Annotated in this window: 10 protein-coding genes; 9 read left to right on the forward strand and 1 reads right to left on the reverse strand. The window is 54.3% G+C overall.

The annotated features are described in order from the left end of the window. Positions 1-143: 143 nt before the first annotated feature. The 9 genes from ACFSUF_RS04840 (at position 144) to ACFSUF_RS04880 (ending at position 13869) form a co-directional block, all read left to right on the forward strand. Positions 144-1067, forward strand: a complete 924-nt coding sequence (locus tag ACFSUF_RS04840; RefSeq protein WP_377600687.1) for an ArsR/SmtB family transcription factor — start codon at positions 144-146, stop codon at positions 1065-1067. 153 nt (positions 1068-1220) lie between these two features. Then, positions 1221-2297 carry a GntR family transcriptional regulator gene (locus ACFSUF_RS04845; RefSeq protein ID WP_377601730.1) on the forward strand — a complete coding sequence of 359 codons (1077 nt, stop codon included), beginning with the start codon at positions 1221-1223 and terminating at the stop codon, positions 2295-2297. Positions 2298-2372: 75 nt separating this feature from the next. Beyond that, complete coding sequence (locus tag ACFSUF_RS04850; protein WP_377600689.1) at positions 2373-3554, forward strand: sn-glycerol-1-phosphate dehydrogenase; 1182 nt, start codon at positions 2373-2375, stop codon at positions 3552-3554. Positions 3555-3864: 310 nt separating this feature from the next. Beyond that, the gene (araD, locus tag ACFSUF_RS04855) at positions 3865-4560 is read left to right on the forward strand and encodes an L-ribulose-5-phosphate 4-epimerase (protein ID WP_377600691.1); all 696 of its coding nucleotides are present in this window, start codon (positions 3865-3867) and stop codon (positions 4558-4560) included. 42 nt (positions 4561-4602) lie between these two features. Next, complete coding sequence (locus ACFSUF_RS04860) at positions 4603-6303, forward strand: ribulokinase (RefSeq protein WP_377600695.1); 1701 nt, start codon at positions 4603-4605, stop codon at positions 6301-6303. Between the two features lie 21 nt (positions 6304-6324). Beyond that, positions 6325-7818 (forward strand): L-arabinose isomerase, encoded by a 1494-nt coding sequence (gene araA / locus ACFSUF_RS04865; protein ID WP_377600696.1) that lies wholly within the window; start codon positions 6325-6327, stop codon positions 7816-7818. Positions 7819-7988: 170 nt separating this feature from the next. Continuing rightward, a complete protein-coding gene (locus ACFSUF_RS04870) occupies positions 7989-8795 on the forward strand; it encodes a phytanoyl-CoA dioxygenase family protein (RefSeq protein WP_377600699.1) in 807 nt (268 codons plus the stop codon). A gap of 163 nt (positions 8796-8958) precedes the next feature. After that, positions 8959-12087 (forward strand): glycoside hydrolase family 2 TIM barrel-domain containing protein, encoded by a 3129-nt coding sequence (locus ACFSUF_RS04875; RefSeq protein WP_377600702.1) that lies wholly within the window; start codon positions 8959-8961, stop codon positions 12085-12087. 465 nt (positions 12088-12552) lie between these two features. Further along, positions 12553-13869 carry an apiosidase-like domain-containing protein gene (locus ACFSUF_RS04880; protein ID WP_377600703.1) on the forward strand — a complete coding sequence of 439 codons (1317 nt, stop codon included), beginning with the start codon at positions 12553-12555 and terminating at the stop codon, positions 13867-13869. Positions 13870-14008: 139 nt separating this feature from the next. On the opposite strand, the gene ACFSUF_RS04885 is transcribed toward ACFSUF_RS04880, so the two are convergent. Beyond that, a complete protein-coding gene (locus ACFSUF_RS04885) occupies positions 14009-16147 on the reverse strand; it encodes a HelD family protein (RefSeq protein WP_377600705.1) in 2139 nt (712 codons plus the stop codon). Positions 16148-16342: the final 195 nt, after the last annotated feature.

A 16342-nucleotide genomic window follows, 5' to 3' on the forward strand; every position in this document is an offset into this window, starting at 1 on the left:
TTAATAAAAATGTGAATTGAAGTAAAGCGCTTACAACGTTATAATTACATTAAAGCGGATGTGGTTCTTTTTGGCAATGCTTTTTCATGACTGATTTTGAATTCATATAAATGTAAATTAGTAGAGTAGAATGGGGGAATACGATGCTGTATGCATCCACTGACCGGAAATGGCTTCCTTTGTACGAGGCGCTGGCCAGCAGCGTCAGGCTTCAAATTCTGGAACTTCTGGGGAATGGCTCTTCCAATGTGAAGGATTTGGCGGAGCAGCTGGGGCTGAGCCCTGCCATCGTAACTATGCACGTCCGTAAGCTGGAGGTAGCAGGCCTGATATCGACAGCCAGAATCCGAAAAGACGGGGGGACTCACAAAATTTGTTCCCTGTCCGAAACGGCGATCGAGATTGCCCTTCCTTCCGCCATGCTGCGCCAACCGCAGAACGTGTACGAGCAATCTATTCCCGTAGGGCATTACACTTCGTTCGAGGTGCATCCGACATGCGGCCTTTCCACTTCCGAACGATGGATTGGGGAATTTGACGACCCCAGGCATTTTTTGAACCCGGAGCGTATGAATGCGGGCGTTCTATGGTTCGGGAAAGGGTATGTGGAGTATCAAACGCCGAATTATCTCAGAAATGGGCAAAAGGTTGAGCAGATAGTGATTGAGGCGGAGCTGGCCTCGGAAGCGCCCGGAGTGAATGAAAACTGGCCTTCGGATATTTCTTTTTACCTGAACGGGGTGCCGCTTGGCTTTTGGACAAGTCCCGGAGACTTCGGTTTATCGCGCGGCAGGTACACGCCTGACTGGTGGTCCGACAGTGTGAACCAGCACGGGCTGTGGAAGGTGATCCGTATTACCAGGGAAGGGACGTTCGCCGATGAGGAGCATATTTCAGACACGACCGTAGATGACGTTGTTACGAACCAGCATTATTGGACGCTTCGTTTTGCCGTTGAGGAGGGGGCGCGGCATGCAGGGGGTATGACGTTATATGGAGCCGGTTTCGGCAATTATAATGAAGATATGAAATTCAAAGTGTTTTACCGCAACGACCATGGCATATAGGAGCGGACCGAGTCCACTTGTACATACAAGTTTACCGCATTATGTTATAATAGACAGCAAACATGATTTGTACTATATGAGGTGTAGGTATTGAAGGAAAGCGGAACGGATCAAGGAAAGATATCAGACAAAAGTAAATCTGCCCCCAAGTATATGCAGCTGAAATCAGAGATATTATCTTGGCTTCACACCGGTCAGCTTAAAGCGGACGAGCAGATGCCTTCGGAGAACGAAATCGCAGGCCGGTTCGGGATGAGCCGCCAAACGGTGCGCCAGGCGCTGGGCGAACTTGAACAGGAGGGCTGGTTATACAGGCTGCAGGGAAAAGGGACATTCGTGTCGGCTCCGAAAAACAAGCCCGCGGCGGACCAGCCTTTGGTCGGAATGCTGACAACGCATATATCGGACTACATTTTTCCGCATATCGTACGGGGGGCGGAGGCCGTGCTTCGGGAACGGGGCTACGGACTGATGCTGTCGAGCACGGACAATGATAAGGACAAAGAGGCGCAGAATTTGAAGCTCCTGCTTGGAAGGCCTCTTCAAGGGCTGATTGTGGAGCCGACGCGGAGTGCGCAGGGGAACCCGAACCTGAATCTGTTTTTGTCGCTGGAGTATAACGGAATCCCTTATGTCATGATCAATGAGCGGTATGCCGAGCTGGAATGTGCTTGTGTCAAAATGGACGACGATGCCGGAGGTTTTCTGGCCGCGGAGCATTTGATACAGGGAGGACACCGCCGGATTGCCGGTTTTTTCAAAACCGATGACCTCCAGGGGGTAAACCGGCTGAAAGGATTCAGGAGAGCGCACAGCCAATATGGATTGCCGCTTCATCCGGAGTATGTCGTTCACTATGCTACGGAAGAGAAGGCCACAAAAACGATGGATGCTCTGCTTGCGCTGCTCGAAGGGCCGGATCGTCCGACAGCGGCGGTCTGTTACAATGACGAACTGGCCGTGCTGCTCCTGGATGCGGTCCGAAAGGCCGGATTACGTGTGCCTGAGGACTTATCTATTGTGGGCTTTGACGATTCGATGCTCGCTACGGCTACGGAAGTCAAGCTGACATCGGTCTCCCACCCTAAAGCGGAACTGGGCATTCGCGCGGCTGAGCTTCTTATGCAAATGATGAGCGGCAGCGGTCCAGGCCCGGGCGCTCCCATCGATGTCGTTTTTCCGCCGAGTCTGGTTATTCGAGAATCTACAAGATCGATATCATCAACGTAGAAAGTCCAGCGGTTCCGGGTCCCTTTGGTCGAAGGTGAATTATCGGTTGGATGACAGGGAAGAGGAGAGGGTCTCATGAACGAGCAGATAAGCAAGGTCAGGAAGGCTGCGGAAACCTGCAGCTGCGGCCGGCATGAACCTGTTGCGATCGATCCGATCGTGATCAGCAGGGATGCTTTACAACAAGCTGCGATCTACATGGCTAAGAGGCAGTATCAGCGGGTGGTGCTGTGCGTTGACGACCATACCTATGAGGCTGCGGGGCGGAAACTGGAACAGGTTTTGCAAGAAGAGGGTATTGATGCTGCGGTTTGCGTGATCTCTCCTAATGCTGCAGGAGATGTTGTTGCTGATGAAGCCTCGATCGTTCAGCTGATGCTGGCGATACAGCCATCCGTAACTCAGGCGGTCATTGCGGCAGGGGCAGGCACGATCCATGATATAGTCCGTTTTGCGGCATACCGGTTGCAGCTTCCGTTCCTTTCCGTACCGACGGCTCCTTCGGTCGACGGTTTTACATCCAAAGGAGCACCCATTGTCATCCGCGGCCAAAAAATCACCGTGCCCGCCTGCGCTCCCGAGGCCCTGTTTGCGGACATCGATGTATTGACCGCTGCCCCCGGGGAGCTAGCTGCAGCGGGATTCGGGGACATGCTCGGCAAGTACACCTCGCTGTTCGATTGGGAATTCGGGCATGCAGCAGGGGGTGAGCCTTACTGCCAAGCGGCTGCATCGCTTACAAGAGAGGCGTTGGAAGCCTGCGCTGCCCATGCGGAGGAGATAGGCCGGCGTACGGAGCAGGGCATCCGCATCCTGATGGAATCGCTCATCCAGTCGGGGCTGGCGATGCTGCTGTTCGGGCAGTCGCACCCCGCTTCGGGCGCAGAGCATCACCTCTCCCATTATTGGGAGATGGACTTTTTGCGCCGGGGGAAGCGGCAGGTGCTCCACGGCGCGAAGGTCGCCGCGGCCAGCGCGGTACTCGCGCAAGTTTACCGGGAACTGGCGGAGGACGGCCGCCTGTTTCCGGGTTCGGCGCGGGCGCAGCTGGCGGCCGCCGCGCGGGGGTTGCCGCAGCCGGAACGGATGCGGGCTTGGCTGCGCGCGGCCCGCGCTCCGGAGATGCCGGAGGAACTCGGCATCGACAGCGGGCTGCTGGCGCGCAGCCTGCGGGAGGCCCACCTTGTGCGGCCGAACCGCTTTACCCTGCTGCGAGCTCGGAACGAGCAGCAGGGGCAGGGCAGCGCGGCCCCCTGATAGGGGGGCCGCTTCTGCCTGCTTACCCGCGAAGTATCCACCCCCATGATCCCTCTATAGCAGGAACAAAACTGCGTGATGCCGCCGAAAATTTCCGCACTGACTAACCCTGTAACCAAGCCCCATTTTTCAACTCATACGAAAATCAGCATCCCCTCTCGTAACTATACTGATATGTTGTTACATAAAAGTGATAGCCAACATGTACGTACAAGTGATATACTGGCAACAATACGTCATAAATTGAATTACAGCAGCTAAGGAACCAGCCCTAATGAAAATTACATATGAGCAGAATTGAGGGATGCACATGCTGGAACAGTTGAAGCAGGAAGTGCTGGAAGCGAATTTGGACCTTCCCCGGCACAAGTTGGTAACGTTTACATGGGGGAATGTAAGCGCGATAGACCGCAGCAGCGGCTATGTTGTCATCAAGCCGAGCGGTATTCCCTACGAGGATCTGCACAGGGACCAGATGGTGGTCGTGGACTTGAATGGGAATGTGATAGAAGGTGATTTGAAGCCGTCCTCCGATACGCCGACACATCTGGTGCTGTATAAGGCGTTCCCCCGTATCGGAGGCATTGTGCATACCCATTCCCCTTGGGCCACGAGCTGGGCGCAGGCGGGCAGAGGAATTCCTGCGCTGGGAACGACGCATGCGGACTATTTCTACGGCGAAGTGCCGGTTACACGTCCCATGACGGAAGCCGAAATTAAAGGCGCCTATGAACTCGAAACCGGCAATGTCATCGTGGAGCGGTTCCGCGATCTCGATCCCGATATGGTGCCGGGAGTGCTGGTCCACTGCCACGCGCCGTTTACCTGGGGACGAAATGCGCACAACGCCGTCCACAACGCAGTCGTGCTTGAAGAAGTGGCGAAGATCGCTTCCCGGACTTACGCGCTCAATTTCAATGCCCAGCCTATGGACCAGGATTTGCTGGACCGGCATTTTCTTCGTAAACATGGGGCGAACGCCTACTACGGGCAATCTTCCTCATAATCGGCGTAAAACCGCATTACTAAACTAAAGGAGTGTTACAAAATGGGAGCAAAATACGCAATCGGTGTGGATTACGGTACACAATCCGGACGTGCAGTACTGGTGAATTTGGCTGACGGAACGGAAGTTGCGGATCATGTAACGCCTTACCCGCACGGGGTAATCGATGAAGTACTGCCGGTTTCCGGAGTGAAGCTGGAACATGACTGGGCGCTGCAGCATCCGGCTGACTATATCGAAGTGCTCCGCCGTTCCGTTCCGGAAGTGATGAAGCAGTCCGGAATTTCACCTGACGATGTCATCGGTATCGGAATCGATTTTACCGCATGCACGATGCTGCCGGTGAATGCGCAAGGTGAGCCGCTGTGCTTGCTGCCTCAGTACAGCGCCAACCCTCACAGCTGGGTGAAGCTTTGGAAGCATCACGCAGCACAGGAAGAAGCCAACCGGATCAATGAAACCGCCGCGCAGCGGGGCGAAACCTTCCTGCCAAGATACGGGGGCAAAATTTCCTCCGAGTGGATGATCGCCAAAGCGTGGCAGATTCTGAACGAGGCACCGGATATTTACGATCAAGCGGACCAATTCCTGGAAGCGGCTGACTGGGTCATTTATAAATTGAGCGGCACGGTCCTTAGAAATTCCTGTACAGCGGGCTATAAAGCGATCTGGCATAAGCAGGACGGCTATCCGGACCGCGAGTTTTTCAAGTCGCTGGACCCACGGCTGGAGCAGCTGACGGCTACGAAGCTGCGCGGCACCATCGTTCCTCTTGGCACGAACGCGGGCGGGCTCACGGCGGAAATGGCCGAACTGATCGGCCTTACTCCAGGTATTGCGGTGGCCGTAGGCAATGTCGATGCGCATGCCGCCGTGCCTGCGGTCGGCGTAACCACTCCGGGCAAGCTGGTTATGGCGATGGGAACGTCCATCTGCCATTTGCTGTTGGGCGAAGAGGAGATGCAGGTCGAAGGCATGTGCGGGGTAGTGGAAGACGGCATTATCCCGGGCTATTTCGGATATGAAGCGGGGCAGTCCGCGGTCGGAGATATTTTTGAATGGTATGTGGAAGAGGCGGTTCCGGCCTATGTGAAAGAGGCATCGGCGGAAGCCGGGCTCAGCGTCCACGAATGGCTGGAACAGAAAGCGTCGGCTTACAAGCCTGGACAAACCGGACTTCTGGCGCTGGATTGGTGGAACGGGAACCGTTCTACGCTTGTTGATACGGACTTGACCGGGCTGCTGCTCGGCTGCACGCTGCTCACGAAGCCCGAGGAAATATACCGTACGCTGCTTGAAGCAACCGCGTTTGGAACGCGGAAAATTGTCGACGCCTTCCACGACAGCGGAGTACGCGTCGAAGAATTGTATGCCTGCGGTGGACTGCCGCAGAAGAACGCGCTGCTCATGCAGATTTACGCTGATGTGACCAACCGCGAGATTAAAGTCGCCGCGTCGAAGCAGACACCAGCGTTGGGAGCCGCGATGTTTGCCGCTGTAGCGGCCGGCGCGGAAGCGGGCGGTTATGACTCGATTGTCGATGCGGCGGAACGCATGGCCCGAGTACGGGAGGAAACATTCCGTCCTATTCCGGAGCATGTGGCTGTCTACGAAAAGCTGTACCAGGAATACAGCCGCTTGTACGATTATTTTGGACGAGGTGACAATGATGTGATGAAACGCCTTAAAGCGATGAAAGAGGAAGCCTCGCAGCCTGCTGCGCAATTTTCGAACGCCAACTAAACCAAGGAGGAGTTACCGCATATGCTGCAAATCAAACCAAGCCGCTTCTGGTTCGTAACCGGAAGCCAGCACTTGTACGGACCGGAGACCCTGAAGGAAGTGGACGCCCATTCCCAAACCATTACGCAAGGATTGGACGGGGATGAAGCCATTCCGTACGAGCTGGTGTTCAAGCCTGTTCTAACGACACCCGAAGCCATTCGTACTCTGTGTATTGAAGCCAACGCCGATGATGAATGTGCAGGAATCATCACATGGATGCACACTTTTTCACCAGCCAAAATGTGGATCGCCGGCCTCTCCCAACTGAATAAGCCGCTGCTTCACCTGCACACGCAGTTTAACCGGGATATCCCTTGGGACTCGATCGACATGGATTTTATGAATCTGAACCAGGCCGCTCACGGCGACCGCGAGTACGGCTTTATCGGGGCACGTATGGGGATTGCACGCAAAATCGTAGTCGGCTACTGGGAAGACCCGGAAGTCCGCGGCAAAATCGGAAGCTGGATGCGCACAGCTGCAGCCTTCGCCGAAAGCCGCAGCCTGAAGGTCGCCCGCTTTGGAGATAACATGCGCCAGGTCGCCGTAACGGAAGGGGACAAAGTGGAAGCCCAAATCCGCTTCGGATGGTCCGTGAACGGCTATGGTGTCGGCGATCTCGTGCAGCGGGTTGAAGCCGTCTCGGATGCGGACCTCAACCGGCTCATGGACGAGTACGACTCTACATATGAAATCGCGCCGGAAGGACGCGCGGACGGCGCCGTACGCGACGCGATCCGCTACCAGGCGCGGATCGAGCTCGGCCTGCGCGCGTTCCTGGAAGAAGGCGGATTCACTGCCTTTACAACTACGTTCGAGGACCTGCACGGCCTCAAGCAGCTGCCTGGCCTCGCCGTTCAGCGCCTAATGGCTAGCGGTTACGGCTTCGGCGGCGAGGGCGACTGGAAAACCGCCGCCCTCGTAAGGCTCATGAAGGTCATGGCGGGCAACCGCGGCACTTCCTTCATGGAAGACTACACCTACCATCTCGATCCCGCGAACGAGCTGGTATTGGGCGCGCACATGCTGGAGATCTGCCCTACGATCTCGGCCGGCAAGCCGAAGATCGAAGTGCATCCGCTCGGCATCGGCGGCAAAGAGGATCCGGCACGCATGGTATTCGACGGCCGCTCCGGCTCCGCGCTGAACGCATCGATTATCGATTTGGGCAGCCGATTCCGGCTGCTGATCAACGAAGTGGATGCGGTCCAGCCGCAGCAGGAAATGCCTAAGCTCCCGGTAGCGCGCGTGCTTTGGAAAGTGCAGCCGAACCTGAAAGACGGCGCAGAGGCATGGATCCGGGCAGGCGGCGCCCATCACACCGGATTTTCTTACGAGGTGACGACGGAGCAGCTCGTTGATTTTGCTGAAATGACGGGACTGGAATGTGTCATCATCGACAAGAATACGACGCCTCTGGCGTTCCGAAATGAACTTCGCCTGAACGACATGGCCTGGAAGCTTATGAAATAAATGCTTAAACCTTTCCGCCGGAGATCTTATGCCGACGGGAAGGTTTTTTTACGAAGACAGCAGGATTGTTAAGGTTTTGAGCATCATTGTTACTTCATGCGGATCGGGGTTTCTTTTATGATGGAGATAGAAGATCATCTAACTTATCGTGGAAGAAAGGCGGATTGGCTATGACGCAGACAGGCATAACACTTACACAGGAAGAAAAGGATTTTTTTGAAAGGGAAGGTTATCTAGTCGTTAAAGGGTTGTTTTCTACAGAGCAAGTCAGTGAAATTGTAGAGACGTTTGAGGACATCTCGAAGCAGACCGTTCCCGGATACTTTGAACCCGATATGGAAGCCGACGACGATCCGCTGAAGCGGTACCCGCGGGTGATGCATCCGCACAGATTCAATGAGACCGCCAGAAAGTATATGCTTCACCAGCCTGTGCTCCAAGTGCTGGCGGATTTATACGGAGAAGAACCCTTGGCAGCCCAGAGCATGTACTATTACAAACCGCCGGGCTCCCGTGGACAGGCGCTGCACCAGGATAATTTTTACCTGAAAGTGGAGCCGGGCAATTGTATTGCCGCTTGGACAGCAATCGATGCAGCCGACGAAGAGAATGGCGGACTTCTGGTCGTTCCGAAAACCAATACGCTGGATATTTCCTGCCCCGACGTGGCGGATTCCCAAGAATCGTTCACTACGCACTATGTAAAACCGCCTAAAGATCAGAAAGCCATGCCCGTCGCAATGGATAAAGGGGATGTGCTGTTCTTCAACGGCAACCTCATCCATGGTTCGTACCGCAACAAAACGAAGGACCGGTTCCGCAGAGCCTTCATCTGCCACTATGCCAACAGTTCGGCAGCAAGCATTTCCTCGCATTACCGTCCGCTCTATAACAGCAGAGGGGAAGAAGTCATGCTTGAGGCGAATCCGGACGGAGGCCCTTGCGGCCAGGAGTTCGACGCTACTTATTATCATTAAGGTGTTAAATATAAGGGCCGCCCAGCGGCCTTTTTCTTTTGAGCGTTGTCAAGCGAACTTCTGTTTTTTTATATAATCCACCCTTAATCTTATATAGACGCATCAGGCTTGAAAGGGTACGCTTACATTATAATGACACCGCTATCAAAAGGAGAGTCCGCTCATGTTGAAAACAAAATCCAAATTCAAATATACTCCCCCTGCCAACGGGTATCCCGAGTGGAACAATAATCCTGACATTTTTCAATTGAACCGGCTTGAAGCTCATGCTACATGGATCAGCTACAATACGCTTGAGGAAGCGCTTAAGGGGGATTTCGAATCTTCCTCTTCCTACCACTCCCTGAACGGTACCTGGAAATTTGCCTGGTCGGAGAATCCGGCGAAACGTCCGGAGGATTTTTACAAAAATAACTTCAGCACCGACACATGGGATGACATCAAAGTGCCCGCTCACTGGCAGCTCCAAGGCTACGATTATCCGCAGTATACGAATATCAATTACCCTTGGTCGGTCAGGGAACCGCTGAAGGCGCCTTTTGCACCGGTGGAGTACAACCCTGTCGGCTCTTATGTGCGCTCGTTCACCGTTCCGGAGGCCTGGAAGGGCAAGCCCGTGTTCATCAGCTTTCAAGGTGTAGAATCCGCTTTCTACGTTTGGCTCAACGGGGAGCTGGTCGGGTACAGTGAAGATACGTTTACTCCGGCGGAGTTTGACCTCACTCCTTATTTGACGGAAGGCGAGAACAGACTGGCCGTGGAAGTGTACCGCTGGTGCGACGCCAGTTGGCTGGAGGATCAGGATTTTTGGCGGATGAGCGGAATATTCCGGGATGTGTACCTGTATACCGCGCCGGAACAGCATATGTATGACTTCTTTGTAAAAACCGAATTGGACGACGAGTGCCGGCATGCACAGCTGCAGGTTGACGTTCAGGTTCTGGATTATGAGGAGCAGGGAGGGCTTGATACACTTGCTGTCCACGCTTCGTTATACGAAGCCGGTTCAACGGATCCCCTTGCTTCCTTTGAAGTTATCAGCCAATCGTATGGAAAATACAATAGGCGGGGACAGGAACATATTGCGCAGCCGAAGCTGTGGAGTGCCGAACACCCGAACCTTTACACTCTTGTGCTGGAATTGCAGAACGGGCAGGGGCAGACCATTCAGTACGTTTCATGCAAAATCGGCTTCCGTAAGTTTGAAATCCAGGACGGCTTGATGAAAATTAACGGTCAGCGCATCCTGTTCAATGGCGTTAACCGCCACGAATTCAACTGCGATCACGGGCGCGCGGTTTCTTATGAGGACATGGTCCGGGATGTGAAGCTCATGAAATCCCATAATATTAATGCGGTGCGCACCTCCCATTATCCGAATCATCCGAAATGGTATGAGCTATGCGATGAATACGGCCTTTATGTCATTGACGAAACGAATATGGAAACGCACGGCAGCTGGTCCTATGGGCAAAAGATCGAAGGAGACACCGTTCCCGGCTCGAAACCGGAGTGGACGGAGAACGTGCTGGACCGGGCTAACTCGATGTTCCAGAGGGATAAAAACCATCCGTCCGTCATCATCTGGTCGTTAGGAAATGAATCGTTCGGCGGGGATAATTTTATCAAAATGCATGATTTTCTGCGGGAATCTGACCCGTCACGGCTTGTGCATTACGAAGGCCTGTTCCAATGGCGCGCTTCCGAGGCGGCTTCCGATATGGAAAGCCAGATGTATTCGACGCCGCATATGCTGGAAGAGTATATCAGGGTTGGGAATACAAAGCCGTTCATCCTGTGCGAATACAGCCATGCAATGGGGAATTCGAGCGGCGGCCTCCATATTTACATGGAGCTGTTCCACAAATATCCTTTGCTGCAGGGCGGGTTCATCTGGGATTGGATTGATCAGGCGATCCGTACCAAAGATGAGAACGGCGTTGAATATATGGCCTATGGCGGCGATTTCGGGGAAACCCCGCATGACGGCAATTTCTGCGGAAACGGCCTGGTTTTTGCGGACGCGACTGTCTCCCCGAAACTGATGGAAGTGAAGAAGTGCTACCAAAATGCGAGATTTGCCGCCCTAGATGCCGAAGCAGGCAAATTCTCGGTTTGGAACGGGAACCTGTTTACAAATCTGGAAGAGTATGATCTGCAGTGGCAGTGGCTGGAGAACGGTGTGGAAACTTCCCGGGGGATGCTTGAAGTAAGCGCAGCTCCGGGGGAAACGGCAGAGCTTGATCTGTCCTCTCTGTATACGAAAGCCAGAGACAGTTCCAAAGAACACGTGTTGACGATCTCACTTGTACTGAAACAGGATACCGCTTGGGCGCAAAAGGGTCACGAGGTTGCTTACGAGCAGTTTATCGTACCGGCGAATGCAGCTGTTATAATTGAAGAATCGCTTGCTGCTCCTGCCGGTACATTGCAGACAGAAGTGACGGAGCGCAACCTTAAAGTTTCCGGCAGCGGATTCGAGCTGACTTTCAGTCTGGAGCACGGGGCTATAGATTCCTATGTTTTTGAGGGCACATCGTTGTTGCGCGCACCAGCCGTTCCTAACTTCTGGCGTGCGTACACCGATAACGACAGGGGGAACGGCCATGCGAAGCGGACAGTAATCTGGCGCGAAGCGGGCGCTTCCCGGAAGCTGAGAGAGTTCCGGTGGAAAGCGGAGGAAAGTTCGGTCACCGTAGTGGTGAGGTATAGTCTGGAGGGCGGATCGGCCTTGTCATTCGATTATCGCATAGCTGCCGACGGGAAAGTTCAAGTGATCCAAGAGCTGGTGCCGGGTGCCGGCCTGCCGGAGATTCCGGAAATCGGAATGATGCTGGAGCTGGACGCCTCCTTCGAAAACCTTACATGGTACGGTCGTGGACCGCATGAGAACTATTGGGACCGGAATACCGGCGCCAGATTGGGCCGGTATGCAGGGAAAACGGCGGACCAGTTTACGCTGTATCTGAGACCGCAGGAGTGCGGCAACAAGACGGACGTACGAAGCGCTTCCATTACGAATGCGGCCGGGGTCGGGCTCGAATTTACGGGGCTGCCTGCGTTCGAACTGAACGCACTGCCTTATACGCCGTTCGAGCTGGAGGCTTACGACCATCCTCATAAGCTGCCGGCGTCCGATAAAACCGTAGTCCGAGTAAATTACAAGCAAATGGGCGTAGGCGGAGACAACAGCTGGGGAGCGCTTCCTAGCAGTGAGTTTATGCTTTATGCAAACAGGAGCTATACGTTCAGCTTTGCTTTTCAGGGTGTTACCGGTAACCAGCAAGCCTGACACTGATGGAGCAAGGACACAGTTTAAAAGATGGGGATGCCCTAAAGGTAGCTTATACCTCTAAGGGCATCCCATTTTTGTGTTAGGAGCGGATTGCTGTTCATTTTGCGGCGAGCAATCTGTTGTTTGAAATTAGGGATGTTATACTGCCGTTCAAGTTACGCATGTAACTTGCATACAGGGCAGCCCCCGTCCCTACCATTTGCGCAATTGCATCATCCAATCCCGCAAATGGCGAATTGGCTAACAAAGTTTCATTTTATCAAAATTGCATCATTTCTAACGCGGACTTAAGCCAGCACAATAGTACATAGTAAGAAAATTAAACCTAATTAGATTCGGCTGCAAACGAACCGATGCATTTGCCACGAATTTCTGCATGCTCAGCAGGTGGATCTGATCCGTTCTCTAATGGGTACGGCCGCCAGATGTTTCTTTTGGGATCGACAAGAGGGAGGAATACCTATGCAAAGACTGCTCGTGCATGAATCCGGCAGGAGATTAATAACGGAAGACGGCAAGCCCTTTTTCTGGCTCGGCGATACAGCATGGGAGCTGTTTCACAGGTTGACGCTCGAGGACGCGGAGTATTATATGAAAGTCAGGAAGGCGCAGGGTTTTAATGTCCTGCTGGCCGCTGCACTGGCTGAACACGATGGGATCCGCACGCCTAATGCCTATGGGGAGCTGCCGCTTAAGGATGAGGATCCGAAGAGGCCGAATGCACGGTATTTTGAACATATGGACCGGGTAGTCCGGCTTGCGGGTGCATACGGTATATATATTGGCTTGCTTCCGACTTGGGGAGACAAAGTACTGGAACCGGGAGACGGGCCGCGGATTTTTCATCCGGTATACCAGGGCCAAGGAACAACGGAAGCTTACGACCGGGCTTATACGTACGGACTGTGGCTGGGGAAGCGTTACCGTGACATGCCCGGTATCATTTGGATACTTGGCGGCGACCGTGACTACCATGAACGCAATGACCCTACAGGGGAGTTGAAGCAGCTGTGGCGCGAGATGGCGAGAGGTCTTCGGGAAGGCGATGGGGGCACCCATCTGATCTCATTTCATGTGTGTGTCGGCTCATCCATTTACTTTCATCAGGAGGACTGGCTGGATTTCAATTTATCGGGAAGTTACCATTTTGAGCGGGACCAGGCGACTTCCTATGAATATACCAGAAGGGATTATGCGCTTACCCCACCTAAACCGACTCTCGAGGCAGAACCGAGATACGAGCATCACCCGGTCAACTGGAATCCGGAACTTGGTTTTTTTAACGAATATGATGTCCGCCAGTCCGCATACTGGTCTGTATTCTCCGGCGCATGCGGCTTTACTTACGGCTGCCATGACGTGTGGCAATTTTGGGATGAGCGGCGGCTCCCGATCTGCTATTCCTCTATTCCCTGGAAGGAGGCTCTTCATCTGCCGGGGGCGAACCAGCTGCAGCTATTGAAGATGCTTGTACAGGCTGACGATACCGGAGAGGTGTTTCGTCCATGCGAACCAGGTGTACTTGTTTCCACCGTCGAAGGAGGAGGTTATATTTGCGGCATGCGAAGCGGGACGCGGGCTTTGTTTTACACCCCGAAAGGTTCGCCAGTTAAGATAGCTCTGCCTCTGCTGGAAGCGGACATTACCGAAGCAATGTGGATACGCCCCCGGGACGGCTTCAGCAGGACTGCGGACGCAACGGGGATCAAGGGCAGCGTTTACGTTCCTCCAACGTCAGGAAACGAAGAAGATTGGGTGCTGGAGTTAAACCTGAAATAACGTTACATGAAGTCTCCGTTGCAGGCGATTGGGAACCATGTTTTGCAGGGATTTCATATGGACAAACCGAACAACCCCGGGAGAGACCCCCCGGGGTTGTTTAATATGGCATTAGCAGGCGGCACACCCCGCGGCGCGGTTATTGTTTGACCAGCGGCGATACCGTGCCGCTGTAAAGTAGATGCAGCTCATGGAGCGCGCGGGTGCACGCGACATAGAGCAGCTTCGCATCGGCCGGGCGGCCGCGGTAGTTCCGCTCGTCGGCATCTGCGATGACGACGGCGTCAAACTCCAGGCCTTTGGCCAGGTACACCGGTACGACGGACAATCCGCCGCCGTACGCCGACTGCTTCGCATCGAGGAGCGACGCCTCGATGCCCTCCGCCGCGAGCTCGCGCTGCAGCTCGCGGCAAGCGGCCGCTGTGCGGCCGATGACGGCGATTGTCTTCGCCGCCGTCTCACCGAGCCCGCGCACGAGCCGCGCGAGCTCTGCGCCCCGCTGCTTCGGCGCGGCGTAGTGGACGCCTACGTCCTGACCGCTCCGGAATACCGGAACGGCCAGGAGCGGCGCCCCGCTGCCCCGAAGCAGCACCTCGTTCGCGAAGTCGATAATCTCCATCGTCGAACGGTAACTGCGGTCCAACTGGTAGTACCCGGTTTCCCCTTCATCGAACAGGCTGAGAAATTCGTCCCATGCCCGAATACCTTTATACCCGTGTATGCCCTGTGATAAGTCGCCGAGAATCGTAAAGGAAGTGTCCCTTGTGAAACGCTTAAGCAGCGCCACCTGGAATGGGGAGAAATCCTGCGCCTCATCGATAACCACATGGTCGAATTTGACCCGCTTTTCATCCCCGTACAGGGCGTGCCGGATATAGACGAGGGCGGGAAGGTCCTCTTCGCGGATTTTTCGGGATTTGGCGTTTTTGGATAATTCCTCAGCCAGAGAAGAGGGGACATAGCTCTTGAGCTCTTCCGGAACGAGGTCACTGCGGTCGGCGTGTGCTAAAATCTCAAGATAGATGCTGAAAGGCTTCGTATCGCCCCATTCTTTCATGTAAGCTTTAAGCCGGGCAGCCGCCTTTTTCTTCAAATCTTTGCGCCGGTTCGGGTCTCTGACCTGATCCAGAGCCATTTGCAGCCAGCGCTCCATCCGGGCGGCTACGCGTTCTTTTCGCTTGACCAGCGGATAATGCGCATATTCTTTCGTATACCATTCGTTAATCGTCGTGAGAGGAAGAACAGCGGTGTCCCACGCTTCAAACTCGCTTCGCGGCATCAACCGGCGCTCCATGCCGACCAGGCACCGATCGATGTAAGCAAGAAATTCCACCGAACCTTTAAAACGGCCGGGGGTAATCTCATTCTGATCCGCATCCTCCGCCTTTACAGCGAACCAATGCTCCAGTTCTTTTGCCGCATCCACCAGGCTGACTTCATGCTCCAGCAGCTCAAGCGCCCAGTCCTGGAACGTAGTTTGCTGAATGTCGCCTACACCGAGCTCAGGCAGAACGCCCGAAATATAATCCAAGAACATCCGGTTCGGGGCCAAAATGATCATCCGCTCAGCCCGTACCTGCTCCCTGTATTGATAGAGCAAAAAGGCCAGCCGATGCAGCGCAACCGTCGTTTTACCGCTGCCTGCAACCCCTTGAATGACCAATGCGGTCTGGCGCGGGGAGCGGATGATTTTATCCTGCTCGGCCTGAATCGTAGAAACGATATCGCGCAGCTTGTTGTCCTTGTTTTCGCCCAGCCGGTACAGCAGGAACTCATCCGTTGCCGAGGCTTCCCCGTCCCCGTCTGCACCGGAGTAGGTATCGACTACACGCTCCAGCTCCCTTTGACGGATGACGATATTCCGCTTCAAATGGACTTTGCCTTCGATCGTCCCTTCCGGGCAGTCATACGCTGCCGGAGCGCTTCCCCCCGTAAACGAATAGAACAGGCTTGCTACCGGCGCGCGCCAATCGATCACGAGCGGCTTGTTCGTCGCTTCGTGGTCGATGCCTTTTTTCCCAATATAGAGGGGTGAGAGTTCGGCTGCTTTCGGACTTTGTTCCTCAAAATCCATCCGCGCAAAATAAGGCTCATGCAGCGAGGACCTCAAATTCCGCCGCCGGGCCTCTCTCGTTTCCTCCAGCACCTGTTCTGTAAAGTCATGCCCTGTATAGCGGGACATCCCTTCCAGACGGCTTAATTGTTCATCCATCACCGCTGCCGTTTTGGTGAGCTGCAGCTGCTCTTCTGCAAAGGCACTTTGAGTCTTTCCTTCCAAGATCAGTTACCTCCTTATGTGATCGAATCCCTTGTAAGTTAAGGATTTCCACTATACCACAACGGCGGCTTCTGGGCAATTAGTCTCTTGTTCGCGGGCGTGAAGTAAAATAGAATGAACATATACAGATTTTGGTATATATGTAAGGAGGCATTTCAGACCGAACCGTCCAAAGAGCAGGCTTCGGCACGCAGG

The sequence above is a fragment of the Paenibacillus gansuensis genome, assembly GCF_042684925.1.
GTDB classification, from domain to species: domain Bacteria; phylum Bacillota; class Bacilli; order Paenibacillales; family DY6; genus Paenibacillus_N; species Paenibacillus_N gansuensis.

Excerpts from the sequence above, each read along its gene's own strand:
- ACFSUF_RS04860 (WP_377600695.1), top strand. The coding sequence starts at position 4,603 with ATGGGAGCAAAATACGCAATCGGTGTGGATTACGGTACACAATCCGGA.
- ACFSUF_RS04880 (WP_377600703.1), top strand. The coding sequence starts at position 12,553 with ATGCAAAGACTGCTCGTGCATGAATCCGGCAGGAGATTAATAACGGAA.
- ACFSUF_RS04845 (WP_377601730.1), top strand. The coding sequence starts at position 1,221 with ATGCAGCTGAAATCAGAGATATTATCTTGGCTTCACACCGGTCAGCTT.
- ACFSUF_RS04870 (WP_377600699.1), top strand. The coding sequence starts at position 7,989 with ATGACGCAGACAGGCATAACACTTACACAGGAAGAAAAGGATTTTTTT.
- araD (WP_377600691.1), top strand. The coding sequence starts at position 3,865 with ATGCTGGAACAGTTGAAGCAGGAAGTGCTGGAAGCGAATTTGGACCTT.
- ACFSUF_RS04840 (WP_377600687.1), top strand. The coding sequence starts at position 144 with ATGCTGTATGCATCCACTGACCGGAAATGGCTTCCTTTGTACGAGGCG.
- ACFSUF_RS04850 (WP_377600689.1), top strand. The coding sequence starts at position 2,373 with ATGAACGAGCAGATAAGCAAGGTCAGGAAGGCTGCGGAAACCTGCAGC.
- ACFSUF_RS04875 (WP_377600702.1), top strand. The coding sequence starts at position 8,959 with ATGTTGAAAACAAAATCCAAATTCAAATATACTCCCCCTGCCAACGGG.
- araA (WP_377600696.1), top strand. The coding sequence starts at position 6,325 with ATGCTGCAAATCAAACCAAGCCGCTTCTGGTTCGTAACCGGAAGCCAG.